This is a genomic window from uncultured Veillonella sp., from assembly GCF_938010505.1.
In the GTDB taxonomy this organism is placed as follows: Bacteria; Bacillota; Negativicutes; order Veillonellales; family Veillonellaceae; genus Veillonella.
In genome coordinates this window covers 16,769-38,577 of the sequence record NZ_CALLVP010000111.1, presented here as the reverse complement: position 1 = coordinate 38,577, position 21,809 = coordinate 16,769, and the positions used below count along the sequence as shown (strand labels likewise).

The following is a 21,809-nucleotide window of genomic DNA, read 5'->3' as shown; positions in this document are numbered from 1 at the left end:
AGCATTAATGTAAATGCCATAGAATTTTTATTTAATATAAAGGAGAGAAATTATGAATCAATATGATGTAGTAGGACCTAGCGAATCTGAAATCGCTCAAGTTGAAAGAATCGTATCCCATCGTTTAAAGGGATCCTTCTTGTGGATGGTTGTAGGTTTGCTTACAACTATCGGCGTTGGCTTTGCCGCATTAGCAAATCCAAACTGGTTGCGCTTTGCGTTCCAAAACTTTAATATTATTCTAATAGCAGAGCTTGGCGTTGTATTCCTATTTAGTGCTCGCGCGTATACAGCCAATGTAATGACGTTGCGCGGTATGTTCTTCCTCTATAGTGCCTTGAATGGTCTTACATTGACTTTGGTATCTTTGCGATACGATGTGTTTGGTGTAGTCATTCCAGCCTTAGTAGGGACGTTAGCATTCTTTATTGGCTTTGCCGTTGTGGGGGCTATGACAAAACGTAATTTATCATCCTTCATACCATATTTATTGGCTGCCATAATTGGTATGATTATCGTATCTGTAGTGATGATGTGCGCTCGTTACTTTAACTGGGGTTTACTCAGTGCTTATAGTAGTACAGTAAGTCTCGTACTTGGGTATGTAGGAGTTGTAGTATTCTCCATCTTTACGGCTGTTGACGTAAACCGCATTAAAAATAATGTTACGGAAGTGGCTTTATTAGATGATGAAACAATCTTAGATCGCATTGAAATCACTGGTGCCTTGAACCTATATTTAGATTTCATTAACTTATTCTTATCCTTATTGCGCATCTTTGGTAATAAGCGATAACAAGGAGATTGTATGGACGATAGAGAATGGCAAACCTTTGTTACCGTTGTCGATGAAGGCAATATTACAAGGGCTGCAGAAAAATTATTTTTATCGCAACCAGCGTTGAGCTATCGGTTGCGCCATATGGAAAAAGCCTTGGGCCATTCTCTGTTGTTACGAACTGCTGAAGGGATTGCCCTCACGGCACAAGGCGAAATTTTCTATGAGTACTGCAAGCGAATGATGCAAGAACAAGAGGCTTTGGAGAATGCTATGAATTCCGCTTCTGGCAAGATTCAAGGGACTTTGAAAATCGCGTCATCTATAAACTTTGCAGACTATGAATTACCAGCTTTATTGAGATCTTTCCGAGAACAATATCCAGATGTTCACATTCAAGTGAAGACTGCTTTCAGTCATCAAGTAGTTAAGATGTTTAATACTGGTGACTGTATGGTAGCCTTTGCTCGTGGTGGTTATGACGTTTCTGGGAAATCTGAATTGCTTTTAGAAGAACCTTATTGCTTGGTTTATAAAGAATTGGTACCCCCTAAATCACTAGAGAAGGTGCCGTTCATAAAGTACCAAACGGATGCATCAGTGGCTAATACTATCGAAACTTGGTGTGCCGAACATTTTGAAGAGCCACCGAGCGTGGCGATGGACGTAAATTCTATGAGTACTTGTCGCCATTTTGTTCGTGCTGGTCTTGGTTGGTCTATCTTGACCTATATGGGACTTGGATCCTGTAAGGATAAAGACATCTATGTGAGTCCATTGCGTAGCAAAGATGGTGAATATATTACCCGTGATACCAATATGGTGTACACAAAGGATGCGGAAAATCTGGTTGTAGTCAAAACATTTATCGAATATGTCCGTAATTACTATAAAGAACATACCGTAGTGGATGACAGTATTTTTAGGGAATATAAAGCGTAGAATGGTTAAAATAAAGCATATCTATGTATTTTTCTAACTGTTTATCCATGCTGTTTCGGTATTGGACTTTTTCGATATAATAAAACATAATAAAGATGTCTCGAAAGAGAAATGCAATACCATGTAAGTGCATGTATATCCCCTTTGGGGAGGTATACATGCATTTTTTTCATTTTGGGATGTGTTTCTATGCTTAAAATGCATAAAAAGTATGATTAGTAGATATAAAAGTTTTTATAACCCCTATAAAGGTAATCTATTTTTCATATTACTTTTAAACATTTATAATGAGGGTAGACTTAATCAATGTAATCGACGTCGCGAGCGGTTATGTTGTTAAAGACTAGATGATTTTATGTATGCCTAAGTTAGTTAAGAAAGGGAAAGACACACATGAAAGACAAATTATGGCGCATTGGCCTTATGGTTGCCATCGTCGCATTTATGTGGTTCGGTGGCACACCTGAAGGCCTCAAACCACAAGTATGGAAATTATTTGGTATTTATTTAGCTACTATCGTGGGCTTGGTATTAAAACCATTCCCAGTTCCTATTACAGTATTATTAGGTGTTGCGACATCTTCTGTTTTATTGAACAATACAAAAGACGTATTGGTTGGTTACAGCAATACAGCATTGTGGTTGATCTTCGCAGCCTTCGCTTTATCCGTTGCATTCGGTAAAACTGGCCTTGGTCACCGCATTGCGTACTACTTGGTTCGCGCTTTTGGTAGTACAACACTTCGTCTTGGTTATGTAACTGCATTCCTTGATATGATCTTATCTCCTGCAACACCATCCAATACAGCTCGTGCGGCAGGTATCGTATATCCAATCAACTTATCCATCGCTGAAGCAGTTGGTTCTTACCCTGGTGAGACTGCTAAAAAAGCAGGTGCTTACCTCTTGCAGAATGGTTACTTTGCAACAAAAGTAACATCCTTTTTCTTTGCGACAGCAATGGCGCCAAACTTATTGGCTTTAGACTTCATTACTAAATTGACAGGTGTAACGTTAAACTGGGCTCAATGGGCATTAGCTATGTTTGTACCTGGTTTCATCATGTTAATGCTTATCCCACTTATTGGCTACATGTATGAACGCCCAAGTGTAAAAGACATCGACAACAAGAAAATTGCTGCTGACGGTTTGGCGGAATTAGGACCTATGAAAGCGTCCGAAAAAGGTCTTATCGCTATCGCACTTCTTGCAATCGTAGGCTGGATTCTTCCTACTTTTGATGTTACTCTTAATGCAACAGCAGTTGCTATCGTAGCGATGCTTGCTACATTCGTATTTGGTATTATTACTTGGGATGATTTGCTCAAAACTAAAGCTGCTTGGAACACATTGATTTGGTTCGGCGGTATCTTGGGCTTATCCTCTGCATTGACTAAAGGTAAATTCTTCGAATGGTTGGCTAAATACTTAGAAACTCACATGAACTTCGGTTTAGATCCATTCATGATGCTTATCCTTATCTCCATTGTTTCCGTTGCGGTTCGTTACTTCTTCGCATCTGGTACTGCATACATCTCCGCGATGCTTCCAGTATTCTTGATTTTAGGTGTTAACGCAGGCGTGGATCCTACATTACTTGCTTTCATCATGATCGGCACAAACTCCTATGGTGGTTCCGTAACTCACTACGGTGCTGCTCCTGGTCCAATTATCTTCTCCGCTGGTTACAACAACGTAAAAGATTGGTGGACAGTTGGTTTGATTTCCGCTTTAGTATGTTTAGTATTGAACTACGTAATAGGTATCCCTTGGTGGAAAATCACTGGTTTCATGTAATATGAAGCTTTCACTATGGAGTGTTAGAATTTAATTGTTAGTATTCAATGTCTGTACTGGGCTCTCGCGACGAGCCTGTACAGACTTGAACTTTATATATGTTTCACAACGAAAGGATGCAACATGGCACAATTAGTAAAAGCTGCGCAAGCTGGCTTCGACGAAAAAAATGATGCATTAGTAACGGTTGAACCGATTGCTAGCGGTATCGAAATCGAATTAACATCCAAAGTTATCCGCCAATATGGCGACCAAATTAAATCCGTTGTTTTAAACACAGTGAAAGAAGCTGGTTTTGACGGCGTAAAAGTAATCGTACAAGATAAAAACGCTTGGGATTACACGATTAAAGCTCGCGTATTAGGCGCATTGGAAAGGGGGAGCAAAGCATAATGGCTAACGATAAAACATTCCCAGAAGTTAAAACAAACCCATTAACAGAGGCTGCTAAAAAACGTTTGTCTCGTTCCATGATGTTCGTGCCTGGTAATACACCTAAAATGATTAATAGTGCTGACATTCACGGTGCTGACTCCATCATGATCGATATCGAAGATTCCGTTGCTGTAACAGAAAAAGACACTGCTCGTCTTTTAACTGCAGAAGCATTGAAATCCCGTAAGTTCCGCGGTGAAACAGTTGTTCGTATCAACCATCCTACACAAACTCCTTATGGTTATGATGATCTTGATGTTATCGTTCCTGCAAAACCTGATTTGATTCGTTTGCCTAAAACTGAAGATGTATCCGAAGTTGAAATCGTAGCGAAAAAAATTGAAGAAGTAGAAAAAGCTAACGGTTGGGAAGAGGGTACAATCAACATTATCGTAGCTATCGAATCCGTTCGTGGCTTGTACAATGTTCGTGAAATCTGCCACGGTCCTCGCGTAGTAGCTATCGCTCTTGGCGCTGAAGACTACCGCGCTGACCTTCGTACTGGTAAAAGCAAACCAGCTGTTGAATTATTGTTCGCTCGTCAAACAATCCTTCATGCAGCACGTGAAGCAGGTATCCGCGTAATCGATACAGTATTCTCCGATGTGAAAGACCCTCAAGGCTTCCGCGAAGAAGTTGAATTCATTAAAGCGTTGGGCTATGATGGCAAATCTTGCATCCACCCAAGCCAAATCAAAATCGTTCACGAAGTATTCACTCCTGACGAAAAAGAAATCGCTCATTCCGTTAAGGTATTGAACAGCTATGCAGATGCATTGCGCAACAACAAAGGTGTAATCTCCGTAGATGGCAAAATGATCGATGGTCCTATCGTAGTTCGTGCACAACGCGTAGTTGACAAAGCACGTGCAGCAGGTATTAAAGTTGAATTAGAGGAAGGAGCAGAATACGATGTTAAATAAAGTAGGTCGCGATATCCCAACAAACATCCCAGCACTAGAAGGTCGCGAAGTATATCAAGGTGAATTCGCAATCGAACCTAAAGTGAACCGTGCGGGTAAACCTGTACATATGAGCCGCTTAGGTACTAATAAAGTGCTCGCTTCCATCGATGAAGCAATCGAAAAAGCTGGCGTAAAAGATGGCATGACTTTGTCCTTCCATCATCACTTGCGCAATGGCGACTATGTAATGAAAATGGTTATGGAACGCGTACAAGCAAAAGGTATTAAAGACATCACTGTGGCGTCTTCTTCCTTGTCCCCATGCCACGAATTCTTGGTAGAAATGATTCAAGACGGTACTGTAACAGCTATCGAAACATCTGGCTTGCGCGATCGTCTTGGTAAATTCTTAACACAAAACCCAGGCGTATTAAAACGCCCTGTAATCATTCGCTCTCACGGTGGCCGTGCTCGTGCTATCGAATCCGGCGAAGTTCATATCGACGTTGCTTTCATGGGCGCTCCTACAGCTGACCCACGTGGTAATGCAACTGGTCGCACAGGTAAATCCGCTTGTGGTGCACTTGGTTATGCTAAAGTTGATTCCCACTATGCAGATACAACAGTTATCATCACAGATAACTTAGTTGACTATGTACACAATTATGCAATCCCTCAAACTGACGTAGATTACGTTGTTGAAGTAGACTGCATTGGTGATCCAGAAGGTATCGCTTCTGGTGCAGTAGGTTTCACTAAAAACCCTATTCAAATCAAAATCGCTGAGTTAGCTGGTGAATTCCTTGATCAAGCTGGTATCATTAAAGATGGTTTCGTATTCCAATTGGGCGCTGGTGGTGCTCCATTGACTGTAGCGAAATTCATCGCTGAAAAACTTCGCAAACGCGGTGAAGTAGGTGGCTTTGCTATTGGTGGTGCTACTGGTATTTTGACTGGTATGCTTGAAGAAGGTTTGATTCGTGCCATTTACGATACTCAAACATTCGATACTACTGCAGCTGCATCTTTGGATAAAAACCCTGCACATATCGAAATGTCCGCGTCCATGTACGCTAATCCATGGACTGACTGCACTACAAACTACTTAGATGTAGTATTCCTTGGTGCCACTGAAATCGATCTTGATTTCAACGTAAACGTAATGACTGACTCCAATGGTATCTTGATGGGTGCTTCTGGTGGTCACTCAGATACAGCAGCAGGTGCTAAATGCACAGTTATTACTTGCCCATTGATCCGCGGCCGCTTGCCAATGATTCGTGACAAAGTAGCAACTGTCATTACACCGGGCTCCTCCGTTGACGTACTTGTTACTGAATACGGTATTGCAATCAATCCAGCTCGTACTGATTTGATTGAACGCTTCAAAGATAGCAATTTGCCTATCTTCACAATTGAAGAATTACAACAATTAGCATTCGACTTAGTGGGTAAACCAGTAGACATTCCTGTGTCTGACAAAGACGAAGACATCGTGGCAATCGTAGAATACCGCGATGGTTCTATCCTTGACGTGGTTCGTAAACCGCTATAAGTTAGATATGGTGTCCGGTAGAATCTGTAACGGTTCCGTCGTCGTCTCACCATTCCTTGCTGATTAGTTAATATAAAGACCCTCTCCATGGTCCTTGGACTTCATATATGACTGAAGTTCGTCTACGGACCACGGAGAGGGTTTTTTGGTGTTTTAATTTATATATTTTCTAGGGGAGGGTGATTTCTCCAGCGGTATGGAGCAAGGGTTTATCGTGCTTTCACACCACGTACTCTAACATATCGGTAGTTACGCCTCCACATGATTGTAGAGGGTGCGGTATTCTACGGATTACGTTTTTTGTGGATGTTTGAGGAAGAGAATTAAGTATAGTAGAAGGGATTAGCATATACGAAATATTTGTAGTGCTATATACTATAAGATAGAAGGTTTATTTTGTATCGAGTATTTACTTTTAGGAGAGAGATATGAGCCAAGTATTTCAACAGGATTTGACTGACACTTCAGTTCGTCCCGGTGGTTTATTTTTTATCGAGTTATTGATGGCGGAGCATTGTGATATACCTGACCGCGATACAATGGTTAAAGTCCTTACAAAGCATTTAGGACCTGTCGATTGTTTTGATCACCGTCGTGATTCCGCAGGTTTTGCACCTCAGAACTATAAGGTGCATTATGAGGATAATGATGCAGATATTCCCCCAACATTAATGGTGACAAATTGTGAGAAAATCGATAAACCTGTACTAGATGATTTTGATCGTAGTCAGGTATGGGATTGTCCAAATGTGGATGAGTTATTAGCAGAGTACCAATACAGGGTGTTTGCTACAGATATGTTAGCCTCTGGTTTAGCGGCCAAAGAACGTGCAGATATGCTTGTAAAGTATGTAGATGCATTACTAGAATTATATCCGTCTTGTAAAGCCGTAGTATTTGGTCCATCTCGTAAGTTCTTAAGTCGTGAATCGATTGAAAATCATCCAGATAAAGATGTGACTCGTTTTATTTATTACGCTGTAAATGTGCGATATTTTAGCATTCAAGGCACAGATGACATGATGGTTGATACTCTAGGCATGAGCACATTGTTTTTGCCTGATTTGCAGTACCATTTTCACGGTATGAATCCTGATGAGGTAGTGAATCATGCATATAGTGTATTGTATTATATTTTTGAGCATGACAATCCTATTGGTGATGGGGAAACAATTGCTGGCTTAGGAAATGGAGATATGAGTCCAGACATCCAATGGAAGGTTCAATACGAGGACTCTTTAATTCAGCCTGTTCGAGAGGTTCTAGATATTAATATGGGAGAATATGCATCTGGTACTCGGTAGTACTAAGACTTTATGTAACTTTATCACGAAAGGAATGCCAATAAAAACAGTTTCAGAGGAAACTATTCAACGAATGTTATAATGGTGTAAATTTGGATACTGTTCAACTTCCTGTTACAATTTTCGAAATAGTATTATTTAAACTTGAGGAGACAAATATTGAAAGAGTGTAGACCTAAGTTTGATGAAATTACATCATTTGATGAATTTAAAAAATATTATTGGTATCGTGATGAACTTTCACAAATATGTAAATCATTAGGATTAGAATATAGGGGAACCAAAAAAGAACTCAATTATATTATTGAGCAGTACTTTAAAGGCGATTTAATTAAAAAATCATCAATAAAAAATAGAAAAAAACGAGTGGAAAATATAACTTTAGATACACCATTACTTGAATGTAATTTTTCTTTTAATACGAAGTTTAGAGAATATTTCTCTGATTTAATAGGTGTTTCACGATTTAAATTTAATGCTGATATGGCTACTGCCTGGAGAAAAGTAAAAAGTGAAAAAAATATAAGTTTTACAATTGGAGATTTGCTGAAAGTATATTATGGTGAATCAGATTATGCAAAGTATGATAATTCGGTTTGTCAATGGAATCAATTTTATAAGGATTTTTGTGCAGATGAATGTAGTTGCAATTATTCGAATAAATTAAAAGTAGCATCTATTATTTGGAAAGAAGTTAGAGATTCAGAAAATGAAAAAATTTATTCAAATAATCTTTTAACTGAATATGCATATAAATTAGAAGCGTATCGCAAGTAGAAGCAATTAGTCATTGTAGAGACGTATGGGAAAACTAGCAATTAAATCTATCAAATAATAACGATAAAAGCACCTTATATCCTATGAGAAGAGTCATTTGTGATGACTTTTGTGTAGGTATATAAGGTGCTTTTATTTATTCCTGATTTCTTTATTGACTTTGTTTTATTATATCAGGCACTTTCCCAGGGTTCATATCGAGATTTAGATCTGTGGATTTAAACTGGTGTGGGTTTGCCTCTGGTGGTTGTACTTTGAGTTCTGGATGCAACCATTGCAGTTGCTTTAATTCCCAATCGTACTTGGCACCATCATTTTGTAGGTGGCGAATGTTTTTTAAAATTTCGTCTAGTTGGTCGCTATGTTTATTAGCCATCCCTTCAAGGATATAAAGGCGACCTGCTACGCTGTTAATGGTGGAGCCATCGTGGTCTTCATCGACACGCCATTGTAATTCAGAAATTTGTATTTGCTGGAATATTATGACGATAACCAGCACAATGATAACGCCCCACATGGGAGCTTCTTTAGCTTTCAAAAGGGCCCGCAATTTAGATGCGAGCCCAGATGGTTTGTTCATTATTGACGATCCTCGAGTTGTAATCCAGGTAATGGTAATTTGGAGTTTACAAAGTCTAACCACAAGCGAGAAGCGTGGGAGAGGTAATGACCTTTTTTCCAAATAACATAGAGGGTATGAATGATTTCAGGTACGAGCGGTCTTACGACAACCTTAGAGCCAACCTCAGTATTTTCACCTACCTCAGGACAGAGGCGAGATGGTAATAATGCGATAGCAAGGTTTGCACTAACCGTTTGTAACATGAGGTCACGTTGACTTGTTTCAAACACGATATGTGGTTGGAAACCAGTGTGTTTACAAGCTTTGATGATTTCGTCATGTAAGTTGAAATCGTCTTTATGCAATACAAAGGATTCATCAGCTAGCATTTCTAGGCGAATTTCTTTTTCTTTCGCAAGAGGGCTAGACTTCGGAATGATAACGGAAAGTGGGTCACTAGTAAGGTAGAAGGATTCAAATTCTTTAGGGTTTGGTTTAGTACAGATGATACCGATATCAATTAAACCTTCTTGAACACTGATCTCAACCTTTTTAGAACCTTGTTCATACAATTCCAATTCAATTTGTGGATAAACTTTTTTGAATTCACCTAATAACTGGGCAAAAATTGGTGCATCCGTAATTGGTGGAATACCAATCCTGATGGAACCTTGCTCCAAACGAAATTCGTTTTCAAAATCAGTTTTTAGATGCTCAAACATGAACACAACGCGTTTTGCGTGGGTTAAGAAGATGGTACCCCCATCAGTAAGTTCTACAGATTTAGCATTACGCATGAAGAGAACAACACCAAGTTCGTCTTCTAAGGCTTTGATTGTACGGCTGATAGCGGATTGGGAGATGTGTAAATTCCTTGCAGCCTTACTAAAGCTCTTTTGATCAGCTACTTCAACGAAGTATTTCAAATGATGAAAATCCATAATTAACCCCCTGAAAATAAAACTTGGTTATAGGACGTGACCTAACTAAATGAGAATAGTTATTACTATAATGCAACTAGCTATTACTTTATGTAAAGCATGGATAGCAATATTGGCAAAGCGATAGTCACTGTATGTGTTGCTTTGATAGGCCCCAGCACGTTATAATTACCTTATAGGGCTATATCAAGTTATGATATTAGGAATTATGGTTGTGCCCATCACAAAAAAGTATGCTCACACATAATGCCATATTATATATAACATATATATTATTGCATTATTTTTTCATGTGCGCAAGTTTGTAATGGTTGTTATTCCTAAACATAATGATAGATTAAGCAAGTGTTCTATTTTTGCTAAATGCTTAAGGAGGCAATAATCACATGAGTCGTAAATTTAAAACTATGGACGGCAACCAAGCGGCTGCTCACGTTTCTTATGGTTTTACAGAAGTTGCTGCGATTTACCCAATCACTCCATCTTCCCCAATGCCAGAACACATTGACGAATGGTCTGCTGCTGGTCGTAAAAACATCTTCGGTAACACAGTTCAAGTTGTAGAAATGCAATCTGAAGCAGGTGCTGCTGCTGCATTCCACGGTTCCTTACAAGCTGGCGCATTAACAACAACTTTCACATCTTCCCAAGGTTTGTTATTGATGCTTCCTAATTTATACAAAGTAGCAGGCGAATTACTTCCAGGTGTATTCCAGGTAGCTGCTCGTGCATTGGCTGCACACGCTTTGTCTATCTTTGGTGACCACCAAGACGTTATGGCTGCTCGTGCATCTGGTTGCGCTATGCTAGCTGAATCCTCCGTACAAGAAGTAATGGACTTGTCCGCTGTAGCTCACTTGACAGCTATTAAAACTCGTGTACCTTTCATCAACTTCTTCGACGGTTTCCGTACATCCCATGAAATTCAAAAAATTCAAATCTGGGATTATGAAGATTTAAAACCATTGGTTGACATGGACGCTGTTAAAGCTTTCCGTAAAAACGCTTTGAATCCAGATGCTCCTGTAACTCGTGGTACTGCAGAAAACCCTGACGTATACTTCCAACATCGTGAAGCGTCCAACAAATTCTATTTGGAACTTCCAGACGTTGTAGAACATTACATGAACGAAGTTAACAAATTGGCTGGTACTAACTACCAATTGTTCAACTACCATGGTGCTGCTGACGCAACAGATGTAATCGTTACTATGGGTTCTTCCGCTCAAGTAGTACAATCCACTGTTGATTACCTCAACAAATTGGGTCGTAAAGTAGGTTTCATCAACGTTCACTTGTTCCGTCCATTCGCAACAGATCGTTTGTTGAAAGCTCTTCCTCAAACTGTAGAACGCATTGCAGTTCTTGACCGTACTAAAGAACCAGGTGCTTTGGCTGAACCATTGTTCTTGGACGTACAAGCAGCTGTAGTTGACGGCGGCCGTAATGTAAAAGTTATCGCTGGTCGTTATGGTTTGAGCTCCAAAGACGTTATCCCTGCAGACATCGTTGCTGTATTCGATAACTTAAACGCTGAAAATGGCAAGAAATTCTTCACATTGGGTATCAATGACGATGTTACATTCTTGTCCTTAGATCGTGCTGAAGGCGTAGAAGTAGAAACTCCTGGTTTGACTGAATGTAAATTCTGGGGCTTCGGTTCTGACGGTACTGTAGGTGCGAATAAATCCGCTATCAAAATCATCGGTGACCACACTGACATGTATGCTCAAGCATACTTTGACTACGACTCCAAAAAATCTGGTGGCGTAACAATGTCTCACCTTCGTTTTGGTAAAAACCCAATCAATTTACCTTACTTGGTAACTGAACCTCAATTCGTAGCATGTCACCGTCAATCTTACGTACATGAATACGACTTGATCCGCGGCATCAAAAAAGGCGGTACATTCTTATTGAACTGTACTTGGTCTCCTGAAGAATTGAACGAACATTTACCTGCTAAATTACGTCGTCAAATCGCAGAAAAAGAATTGAACTTCTACATCATTAATGCTGCGAAAATCGCTTCCGAAATCGGTTTGGGCGGTCGTATCAACATGGTAACTCAAGCTGCGTTCTTCAAATTGACTGAAATCATCCCTGTTGAAGATGCTGTTAAATACCTTAAAGAATCCGTAGTAACTTCCTATGGTAAAAAAGGTCAAAACATCGTTGACATGAACAATGCTGCTATCGATCAAGGCGTTGGCGCTTTGGTAAAAGTAGATGTTCCTGCTGACTGGAAAAATGCTGTTGATGAAGGTGGCCACGCAGTTAAACCTGGTTGCGAATCTTGCCCATCCTTCGTACAAAACATTGCACAACCAATCAATGCTCAAGCTGGTTACGATCTTCCTGTATCCACATTCTCTGGTTACGAAGACGGTACATTACCTGCTGGTACTGCTAAATACGAAAAACGCGGTCCTGCATTATTCGTTCCAAAATGGTTACCTGAAAACTGTATCCAATGTAACCAATGTTCCTTCGTATGTCCACATGCTACAATTCGTCCAATCTTGGCAACTGAAGCAGAAGTGGCTGCGGCTCCAGCTCATTTCGATACAATCCCTGCAATGGGTGCTAAAGACCTTCAATTCCGTATCGCAGTATCCCCATTAGATTGCTTGGGTTGCGGTAACTGTGTTGATATCTGTCCATCCCCTAAAGGCAAAGCTATCGTAATGACTTCCATCGACACTGAAATCGAACAAGCTGAAGCTTGGAACTACGGTGTTAACCTTCCTGTAAAAGAAAACCCTATGAAGAAAGAGACTCTTAAAGGCTCTCAATTTGAACAACCATTGTTCGAATTCTCCGGTGCTTGCGCAGGTTGTGGTGAAACTCCTTACGCTAAATTATTAACTCAATTGTTCGGCGACCGCATGATGATTGCCAATGCAACTGGTTGTTCCTCCATCTGGGGTGCTTCCATGCCTGCATCTCCATACACAACTAACCAACAAGGTCAAGGTCCTTCTTGGGCGAACTCCTTGTTCGAAGACAATGCTGAGTATGGTTACGGTATGTACATCGGCGTTAAGAAAATCCGTCAACAATTAGTAGAATTGGCTGCTAAAGCAGTTGAAACTGCTACTGGCGAATTGAAAGACGCTTTAGAACAATGGATTGAATTCGCTAACCTTGGTGCAGCTACTCGTCAACGTTCCGAACGTTTAGTAGCAGCTATCGAAGCTGAAGGCGCTACAACTCCTGAATTGAAAGAAATTCTTGAGAAAAAACAATTCTTGATCAAACGCTCTCACTGGATCTTCGGTGGTGACGGCTGGGCATACGACATCGGCTTCGGCGGTGTTGACCATGTATTAGCTTCTGGCGAAGACGTAAACATCTTCGTATTTGATACTGAAGTATACTCCAACACTGGTGGTCAAGCATCTAAATCCACTAACGTAGCAGCAGTTGCTCAATTCGCAGCTTCTGGTAAACGTACTAAGAAAAAAGACCTTGGCATGATGGCTATGTCTTATGGTTATGTATACGTAGCACAAGTAGCTATGGGTGCAGATAAAAACCAATTGATGAAAGCTGTTACAGAAGCTGAAGCATATCCAGGTCCATCCTTGATCATCGCTTACAGCCCATGTATCAACCATGGTATCAAAGCTGGTATGGGTAAAGCTCAAGAAGAACAACGTAAAGCAGTTGCAGCTGGTTACTGGGATCTTTACAGATACAACCCTCAACTTAAAGAAGAAGGTAAAAATCCATTCTCCTTGGATTCCAAAGAACCAACTGAAAGCTTCCAAGACTTCCTTAAAGGTGAAGTACGTTACGCTTCCTTGGCTAAAGCGGCTCCAGACGTTGCAGAAGAATTATTTGCTAAAACTGAAAAAGACGCTAAAGAACGTCGCTTAAGCTATGTTCGCTTACAAAAAGGTTTTGACGACGTAAAATAATTCGTTATTTAACGACTGAGAACTATATGAGGCACCCTTTCGAGGGTGCCTCTTTTTGTATGCCCGATTCAATTTGTTAAATTAGTTTATATCATATTATTAAGGTGATAACTGCTCTAAACGTAGGTAATATACTGGGAATTTGGTATAATGATAAGTAGCAATGCATATTTTATAAAGTAAGACATAGAGGTTCATATGGCTAAGGATAATACACAAATGACAACAGAAGACATGCAACAAACGATATATAAAGAGTTAGGCTATAAATCCTATCCATTTCCTTTTACTACACCGGCGTATTTAGAAGCGTATGGCGCTCTTGTAGGTCTTAATACTCCACCCACAAAGACTGCTCGTGTTCTTGAACTAGGTGCTACTTATGGTGGTAATATCATCTCCCAAGCAGTACATAATCCAGAGGCGACCTTTGTAGGTATTGAACTTTCACAAGACCAAGTAGAGAAGGGCAATCAAATTATTTGTGATGCAAAATTAGATAATGTATCCTTGGTACAAGGAGATATTTTGAATTTTGACGAATCCTTGGGAACTTTTGACTATATTATTGCGCACGGGTTCTACTCTTGGATAAATGATGAAATGAAGGATAAGCTGCTCAATATTATTTCTAATCATTTGGCAGATAATGGGATTGCGTATGTGTCTTACAATACGTACCCAGGTTGGCATACCATGGAAGAGGTACGTCAGCTCATGCTGTTTGCTAATCGTGGCCAAGATAAGTTGACCCATAAGGAAAAGGTGTTGCGCGGCAAGACCGTAGGCAGTCTTGTGGGTGCTCAGATTCTTAATTATGATAATCTTAAAGAACGAAATAGTAAATTCTTGGGTGCATTGCGCTCTGTAATGCAAAAGGATGACTATTATGTAGGTCATGACCATCTAGAGCCTCATAATGATCCATGCTATTTCTATCAATTTAATGATCATTTGAAAGTGCATGATCTTGCGTATGTATGCGATGCAGACCTTACACTATCTATGGTTCGTACCTATGATGAAAGTATTGCAGATAAACTAGAGCAACTGGCGCCTAATAGTCAAGCTGACCAAGAGCAATATTTAGATTTTATATTAGATACAACATTCCGCAAGTCTATTATTTGTAAAGCTAGCGCTACAAAAGATATCAACTATGCTGTAGCAAATCCGGCTGAAGTGAATACAATTCCTGTACGTACTACTGTAAATAGCTTTGTTTTCCAAATCCTCTTTGACGAGGAAGCATTGAAAATGTTTGAAAATGAGCTAGTAAGAGATACGTTCCAAGCTCTTATCAAAGACGGAGGTACATTTAATATGATTGAAGCCCTCGCTATTTTGAAAGCGGCTCATGAGGCGGCTAATGTATCTGATGATGAATTAGAACCTGCTGTATGTAGCTTGTATAAAGCTGTAGTAGAGCATATGGTACGTGGTGGTATTCGCTTCTATAAAACATTCCCTGTAAAAGAAGAATATATGGAGGGCTTATCTTATGTGCCAGCCCGCTTTACAAACTTTGTAAAAGCAATTGCCGATGGTGGTAGTGAATATATTTATGGGGCAAATATGTTCAATGATGCTATTGGTGATATCTCTGAAGAAGATCTGTTATTTATGGAATTGTTGAACAAACCAAAAGCTAAATCTACGCTAATTAAAAAGATAAAAGACTTTCTCTTTAGTGCTGATAAATCTCAACCGGCGAAACATCAAAATGCTATGGCTGAAGCCTTTTATAATGAATTAACAACGCGCATGGAACAATTAGGCTTTATTAGAAGTAAGAAAGTAAATAAATAGTATTTCCTAATTGATAGAGTCCGTTATTTGATTGTATTGCTAGGAGATTGTATTATATTCATGCTGATTTCATAGTTAAAATAAAAACCCGTTACACTTATAACATATATATGTACTAAGTGTTAACGGGTTTTGTTTTATATAATTAAATTTAATTTTATTTTATAATTATTACTTTTAGTTATATAATATTGCTAAAAAAGTATAGTAAATCGATAAAATTAATGAGTAAAAAATGAACCGTTCATGAAAGTATGGTATAATGTGTATGGGTATTTTTGTAAACGTCATCCAATGTGTTGTGGATGATTCTATAAATTGTATTAGTTAATAAAGTTGTATTAATTGTATTATTTGTAAAAGGAGTCTTTTATGGCATCTAAGAAGGCAGTTCTAGTATACATACTAGAAATCCTGAAAGACGAAACAGATGCTAATCATACGTTATCTCAAGAGGAGATTCGCAGTATATTAGCCGAACGGTACGAGGTATCCGTCGATCGGAAAACCTTAGGCCGTCATTTAAATGATTTATATGAATCTGGAGATTTTAGTATTCAATGTGAAGAGTCTGCTGTGGGAGCAGATGGCACCATTCGACGTACTGATTTCTATATGATTCATACCTTTGAAGATTCTGAATTGCGATTATTGATTGATGGTATATTGGCATCTCGCCATATTACTGCATCTCAACGTAAAGATTTAATCGGGCGTGTTGCAAAATTGGGTAGCTCCTATTTTAAGCCTCATGGTATTGATATTGAAAGTACTACAGGGTACCTTCATAGAAGCCAAGATTTATTTCTTAATATTGATCTCATAGAAGAAGCAATACAAAAGGGTAGAAAAATTTCGTTGGCTTATTGCCAACCAGATGTGGATAAGCGGTTGCATATTAATCTTGGTCCAGATAATAAGGAGCGGAAATATGTATTTAACCCATTCCAACTAGTAATGAATCGGGGACATTATTACTTAGTAGGAAACCATGAAAATTATGATGACATGTCTACATTACGTGTCGATCGAATTGCACATATTACGGTGCTAAATGAACGTAGAAAACCTTTGCGGGAGATAAAGGGATATCAACAACAACGCACCTTTAATGTGTCACAATATGTAAAAGAACATATTTATATGTTCGGTGGTGAATCCATTACAGTTAGTTTTAAAGCTAAACGTTCTATCGTAAATCAAATTTTAGATTGGTTCGATGGTAATGTGGAGTTCACAAATATAACATCTGATAATGTTGTATGTCGTGTACGCGTTAATCATGATGCCTTTAAATATTGGGCACTCCAATATATGCAAAGTGTAAAAGTTATTTCTCCAGCTTCTTTAGTAGCTGAGGTGAAAGCAGCAATTGAGGAAGGTTTACGCCAATACTCATAAAAAAAAGCTAGTTGATCGGTGAATCAACTAGCTTTTTTATGTTGTCTTATAGAACGTGCATTTTTTCTGCTTCTTTATAGTCCTTAAGCACTGGACGAGGAGGTAATTTATCCATGAGGCTCACAATATAGATTGCGATAGAAGAGAAGATGAACCCCGGCACAATTTCGTATAGGCCAAGGAACCCAAATTGCTTCCAAATGAGTACTGTTAAACCACCTACAACAATACCAGCGATGCAGCCGTGACGCGTCATGCGCTTCCAGAATAGGGAGAACAAGATTGCCGGACCAAAGGCCGCGCCAAAGCCTGCCCATGCATAGGCTACCATCGTCAAGATATAGCTGTCTGGATCCATAGCCATATAGATGGCAACCAATGCCACTAAAAGCACTACAATACGACTTACTAATACAAGCTCTTTATCGCTTGCTTTTGGATGGATGATATTAGCATAGAAGTCATTAGAAATAGCAGAGGCTGTTACTAACAACTGTGCAGAAGCGGTACTCATGATAGCTGCCAATACGGCGGACCAGATAAGCCCAGCTACAAATGGAGTAAAGAGGCGTTCTGTCATGATGAGGAATACTGTTTCTGCATTGGTGCCCACCAATTTATCAGGTAACATATATACATGACCGATGAGACCTACTGCGATAGCTGCCATAAGGGATAAGATAACCCATACCATGGCGATGTTCGTAGATTTTTTTAGTTCTTTTGCATCAGAGATAGCCATGAAGCGCACTAGTATGTGTGGCTGACCGAAGTAGCCAAGGCCCCAACCAAGAGAAGAGATTAGGGCGATAGCCCAAGTAAACCAATCGGATGGATTACCAAACAAGCTAAGGCCTTCAGGAAATTCGTGTTGAATAAGTTGGAATGTTTCTATAGGGCCACCCATATACATGGCTGCCGTAATTGGTACTGCCAAGATGGCAAAGAACATTAATGCGCCTTGAATACAGTCTGTCCAAGATACGGCGAGGAATCCACCAAGGAAGGTATAGAATACGACGATACCAGCGGTGATGAAGAGAGATACCGTGTAATCAAGACCAAAGATGGTATTGAACAATTTGCCCCCTGCCACGAAGCCTGATGATGTATAAATCAAGAAGAAAATCAAGATAAATAAGGCGGAAATGACAGCTACCGAATGAGACTGATCGTGGAAACGATTCTTCAAATAATCCGGTAAGGTTAAACTGTCACTGGCTACCTCCGTATGGTTACGTAAGCGTCTAGATACGAATTTCCAGTTCGCCCAAGTACCTAATGTGAGGCCTACGGCAATCCATACACCAGAAATCCCCGTAGTATACGCTAGACCCGGCACACCCATGAGCATCCAACCACTCATATCTGATGCCTCTGCACTAAGTGCTGTAATCCATGGTCCTAGTTGTCGGCCACCGAGGATGTAATCACCAATGCTGTTTGATTTGCGATAGTAGTAGACCCCGATATACATCATGAGTCCTAGGTATAAGGCAAAGGCGATAATAATCATTAAGTTGTCTTGTGTCATGCCTATATAAGACCTCCTTAGGTTCTAGTTATATTCTATAGTATGATAAATAATTTCTATTGTATCACATATTAGCACTTTAGAGGGTAAAATTTGATGATATATACGAGATTCTTATACTAATTTAGACTATATACTTTCGAGATACGCATTAGGTCATCACTTATGAAATCATATACTAATAAGCCCCATACTGAACGAAATATGATAAAATAAAAGAATGAAAAAACGATATTTCGTATTGGGTATACGAAATATTGGTCAGTAGTAATCGAGATTAATATTTACATTTCTGGAACGTGAAAGGAGGACCCTATGGAACAACAAGTAGGCACTAAGCATGAAGTACCTAAACCGCATCAAGTTGTGACGAAACAACAAGCGTTGCGCATGTTGGAGACCCACTTTGGGTATACCTCCTTTAGACCGGCTCAAGAGGCTCCTATTGCATCATTGTTGAGGAACGAAGATGTAATTGGCATCATGCCGACAGGGGCAGGGAAGTCTATCTGTTTCCAGATTCCTGCGCTTTGTAAGCCGGGCTTGACTATCGTGTTTTCTCCGCTTATTTCTCTTATGAAAGACCAAGTGGATGGTCTCTTAGTACAGAATATCCCAGCGGCACTCATCAATAGTACACTTACACAATCTGAGTTTAATAAAACCATGTACGAAGTACGCAGTGGTAAGATTAAACTTTTATATATCGCACCAGAGCGGTTGAGCTCTAATTTTTTCTGTAATGTACTGCGAGCGTTACCGATTGCTCAAGTCATTGTAGATGAGGCTCACTGTATCTCTGAGTGGGGCCATGATTTTAGACCGTCTTATCGACTTATTGGAGAGTGGCTCAATTCATTACCAAAGAGACCTATCGTGGGGGCTTTCACGGCGACGGCGACGAAATATGTAGAAAATGATATAAAAAAATTATTAGGTCTAGATACGGCTAATGTATACGTGACGGGTTTTGATCGGCCTAATTTATCCTTCTCTGTCATCCGCACCCCGAAGCGGATGGATTACGTTGTCCATTATGTGCGACAGCACGCCAATGAAAATGGTATTATCTATTGTGCAACGCGCAAGGATGTAGATCGGGTTTATGAAAATCTAACTCGTGCGGGCATTAAGGCGGGCCATTACCACGGAGGACTCAACGACGAGGTGCGCCGTGAAATGCAGAATGCCTATGCAGACGATAAATTACAGGTTATGGTGGCGACGAATGCCTTTGGTATGGGCATTGATAAAAGCAATGTACGCTATGTGCTACATTATCAAATGCCGCGTAATATGGAGTCCTATTATCAGGAGGCAGGACGAGCTGGCCGTGATGGAGCACCTGCTGAATGTATCTTGCTTTATAGTGGGCAGGATGTGCAGGTTCATAAGTATTTAATTGAACAGTCCATTGAAACGCCTGAGCGACAAGATGTGGAGTTACGCAAATTACAGTCCATGATTGATTACTGTTTCTGTAGTAATTGCTTGCGTAAATATATGCTTAATTACTTTGGTGAAAGCACCGTTTGGACTACTTGTGATAATTGTAGCTCTTGTAAGGGCTCTGCTGATAAGGTCAATGTTACGAAAGAAGCAAAAGCTATTTTCCGTGCCATCATGGGTACCGATGAGCGATATGGGGCATCAATGATAACCTCTATCGTCCGTGGTGAGCGAACGGATCGGATTATGCGTGCTGGCCATGATGCATTGCCTGTCTTTGGCTTACTGAGCAATGTAGATGAAAAATCTATTAAAGGTCTTATTCAGCAGTTTGTAGCATCTGGCTACTTGCGCAGTTCAACGGGAAAATATCCTGTGTTATCCTTAACGGCTGGTGCCGAAGAAGTGTTAGCAGGTCGTAAAGAGGTAGAAGAAATCAGACAACATGTGTCTGTGCCTTCTCGCACTAGTAAGTCTGCTGCCTCTGTGGCACGAGGAAAATCCAGTCCTACATCGGGTGGTTTATTTGAACATTTACGTCTACATCGCAAACGTTTGGCTGAAGAAGCGGGCCTTAGACCATATCTTATCTTCCCTGATACCGTGCTCATTGATTTGGCGAACTTACGACCTACTACATTAGGTGAGTTTGGCAATGTTAAAGGCGTAGGGGAAGCAAAATTGAAAAAATATGGACTTACCTTTTTGCAGGCCATTGCAGAATATAAGGGATGATAAATTTTACTGTATATATGGTAGTACCATATATTTTTTAGTATGATAGTACTATATGTTTTAGTAAGATTAGCAAGATATACGTTAGTATTATTTGGCTTATTATAAATAGATTTAGGGGGATATATGAGCTTAGCAGATACACAATACCTCGGTATTATTGAAAATATTTTAGATCATGGTATTTATGGTCAAAACCGTACAGGAATCGCAACGTACAAATTGCCTCAACAAATCATGCAATTTAACTTGCAAGAGGAATTCCCGATTTTGACTACAAAATTTGTAGCTTTCAAAACGGCTGTAAAAGAATTACTTTGGATTTGGCAAATGCAGTCCAATGACGTACGCAAATTGCAAGAAATGAATGTGCACGTGTGGGATGAGTGGATGCGTGAAGATGGTACTATTGGTAAAGCATACGGCTACCAAATTGCGAAGTATAAGCAATTAGACAAGCTCATCAAAACTATTAAAGAAGATCCTGATAGCCGCCGAATGATAGTAACCCTTTGGAATATTGAAGATTTAGATGATATGGCGTTGCAACCATGTGCGTATGAAACCTTATGGGACGTAGGGGATGGTTACTTGAACTGCATGCTCATCCAACGCAGTGGCGACATGGGGCTTGGCGTTCCGTTTAACACAGCTCAATATGCGGCATTACAATGTATGATTGCTCAAGTAACAGGTTTAAAACCAGGTAAATTTACACATGTCATCAATAATGCCCACATCTATGAAAATCACGTAGATGCATTGCGTGAGCAATTAGCGCGCCGTGATCAAGCGTTGCCAGCTCCAAAAATTATTGTGAATCCTGAGGTAAAAGACTTCTATGATTTTACACCAGAGGACGTTACCTTAGATGCTTATGAGCATCTTGGTAAATTATCCATGACTGTTGCTGTATAGCATTGTATTCATGACAATTGTTAAATAGCATAATATGTATGGCT

At 39.8% G+C, this 21,809-nt stretch carries 16 protein-coding genes; 13 read left to right on the top strand and 3 right to left on the bottom strand.

Annotated features, from left to right (window positions below; genetic code table 11):
• Positions 1-52: 52 nt before the first annotated feature.
• The 8 genes from Q0507_RS06855 to Q0507_RS06820 all read left to right on the top strand — a co-directional run bounded on the left by Q0507_RS06855 (position 53) and on the right by Q0507_RS06820 (position 8,493).
• On the top strand, positions 53-796 hold the full coding sequence (locus Q0507_RS06855; RefSeq protein ID WP_298714271.1) for a Bax inhibitor-1/YccA family protein: 744 nt from the start codon (positions 53-55) through the stop codon (positions 794-796).
• Positions 797-808: 12 nt separating this feature from the next.
• On the top strand, positions 809-1,720 hold the full coding sequence (locus tag Q0507_RS06850) for a LysR family transcriptional regulator (protein WP_298714268.1): 912 nt from the start codon (positions 809-811) through the stop codon (positions 1,718-1,720).
• Between the two features lie 393 nt (positions 1,721-2,113).
• Complete coding sequence (locus Q0507_RS06845) at positions 2,114-3,517, top strand: DASS family sodium-coupled anion symporter (protein ID WP_298714265.1); 1,404 nt, start codon at positions 2,114-2,116, stop codon at positions 3,515-3,517.
• A gap of 123 nt (positions 3,518-3,640) precedes the next feature.
• On the top strand, positions 3,641-3,910 hold the full coding sequence (gene citD / locus Q0507_RS06840; RefSeq protein ID WP_009351290.1) for a citrate lyase acyl carrier protein: 270 nt from the start codon (positions 3,641-3,643) through the stop codon (positions 3,908-3,910).
• Positions 3,910-4,875 carry a CoA ester lyase gene (locus Q0507_RS06835; RefSeq protein ID WP_288188158.1) on the top strand — a complete coding sequence of 322 codons (966 nt, stop codon included), beginning with the start codon at positions 3,910-3,912 and terminating at the stop codon, positions 4,873-4,875. The genes citD and Q0507_RS06835 overlap by 1 nt, the downstream gene beginning before the upstream one ends.
• Positions 4,865-6,412 carry a citrate lyase subunit alpha gene (gene citF / locus Q0507_RS06830; RefSeq protein ID WP_298714259.1) on the top strand — a complete coding sequence of 516 codons (1,548 nt, stop codon included), beginning with the start codon at positions 4,865-4,867 and terminating at the stop codon, positions 6,410-6,412. Before Q0507_RS06835 ends, citF begins: the two co-directional genes overlap by 11 nt.
• 428 nt (positions 6,413-6,840) lie before the next feature.
• On the top strand, positions 6,841-7,716 hold the full coding sequence (locus tag Q0507_RS06825) for a DUF4261 domain-containing protein (RefSeq protein WP_298714256.1): 876 nt from the start codon (positions 6,841-6,843) through the stop codon (positions 7,714-7,716).
• A gap of 159 nt (positions 7,717-7,875) precedes the next feature.
• Positions 7,876-8,493 (top strand): SAP domain-containing protein, encoded by a 618-nt coding sequence (locus tag Q0507_RS06820; RefSeq protein WP_298714253.1) that lies wholly within the window; start codon positions 7,876-7,878, stop codon positions 8,491-8,493.
• Between the two features lie 151 nt (positions 8,494-8,644).
• On the opposite strand, the gene Q0507_RS06815 is transcribed toward Q0507_RS06820, so the two are convergent.
• Together Q0507_RS06815 and Q0507_RS06810 are read right to left on the bottom strand one after the other, a co-directional pair.
• Positions 8,645-9,073 carry a hypothetical protein gene (locus Q0507_RS06815; RefSeq protein ID WP_298714250.1) on the bottom strand — a complete coding sequence of 143 codons (429 nt, stop codon included), beginning with the start codon at positions 9,071-9,073 and terminating at the stop codon, positions 8,645-8,647.
• On the bottom strand, positions 9,073-9,996 hold the full coding sequence (locus tag Q0507_RS06810; RefSeq protein ID WP_008602616.1) for a LysR family transcriptional regulator: 924 nt from the start codon (positions 9,994-9,996) through the stop codon (positions 9,073-9,075). Before Q0507_RS06810 ends, Q0507_RS06815 begins: the two co-directional genes overlap by 1 nt.
• A 386-nt stretch (positions 9,997-10,382) precedes the next feature.
• Here Q0507_RS06810 and nifJ point away from each other — a divergent pair, with 386 nt between their 5' ends.
• From nifJ to Q0507_RS06795, 3 genes are all read left to right on the top strand, one after another.
• Positions 10,383-13,919 (top strand): pyruvate:ferredoxin (flavodoxin) oxidoreductase, encoded by a 3,537-nt coding sequence (gene nifJ, locus Q0507_RS06805; RefSeq protein ID WP_298714246.1) that lies wholly within the window; start codon positions 10,383-10,385, stop codon positions 13,917-13,919.
• 198 nt (positions 13,920-14,117) lie between these two features.
• Complete coding sequence (locus Q0507_RS06800) at positions 14,118-15,728, top strand: methyltransferase regulatory domain-containing protein (protein ID WP_298714243.1); 1,611 nt, start codon at positions 14,118-14,120, stop codon at positions 15,726-15,728.
• Between the two features lie 372 nt (positions 15,729-16,100).
• Positions 16,101-17,129, top strand: coding sequence for a YafY family protein (locus Q0507_RS06795; protein ID WP_298714240.1), 1,029 nt, complete (start codon positions 16,101-16,103; stop codon positions 17,127-17,129).
• 46 nt (positions 17,130-17,175) lie between these two features.
• On the opposite strand, the gene putP is transcribed toward Q0507_RS06795, so the two are convergent.
• On the bottom strand, positions 17,176-18,663 hold the full coding sequence (gene putP / locus Q0507_RS06790) for a sodium/proline symporter PutP (RefSeq protein WP_298714237.1): 1,488 nt from the start codon (positions 18,661-18,663) through the stop codon (positions 17,176-17,178).
• A gap of 315 nt (positions 18,664-18,978) precedes the next feature.
• Here putP and recQ point away from each other — a divergent pair, with 315 nt between their 5' ends.
• Together recQ and Q0507_RS06780 are read left to right on the top strand one after the other, a co-directional pair.
• The gene (gene recQ / locus Q0507_RS06785) at positions 18,979-20,847 is read left to right on the top strand and encodes a DNA helicase RecQ (RefSeq protein WP_298714234.1); all 1,869 of its coding nucleotides are present in this window, start codon (positions 18,979-18,981) and stop codon (positions 20,845-20,847) included.
• A gap of 126 nt (positions 20,848-20,973) precedes the next feature.
• Positions 20,974-21,765, top strand: coding sequence for a thymidylate synthase (locus Q0507_RS06780; RefSeq protein WP_298714231.1), 792 nt, complete (start codon positions 20,974-20,976; stop codon positions 21,763-21,765).
• Positions 21,766-21,809 lie beyond the last annotated feature (44 nt).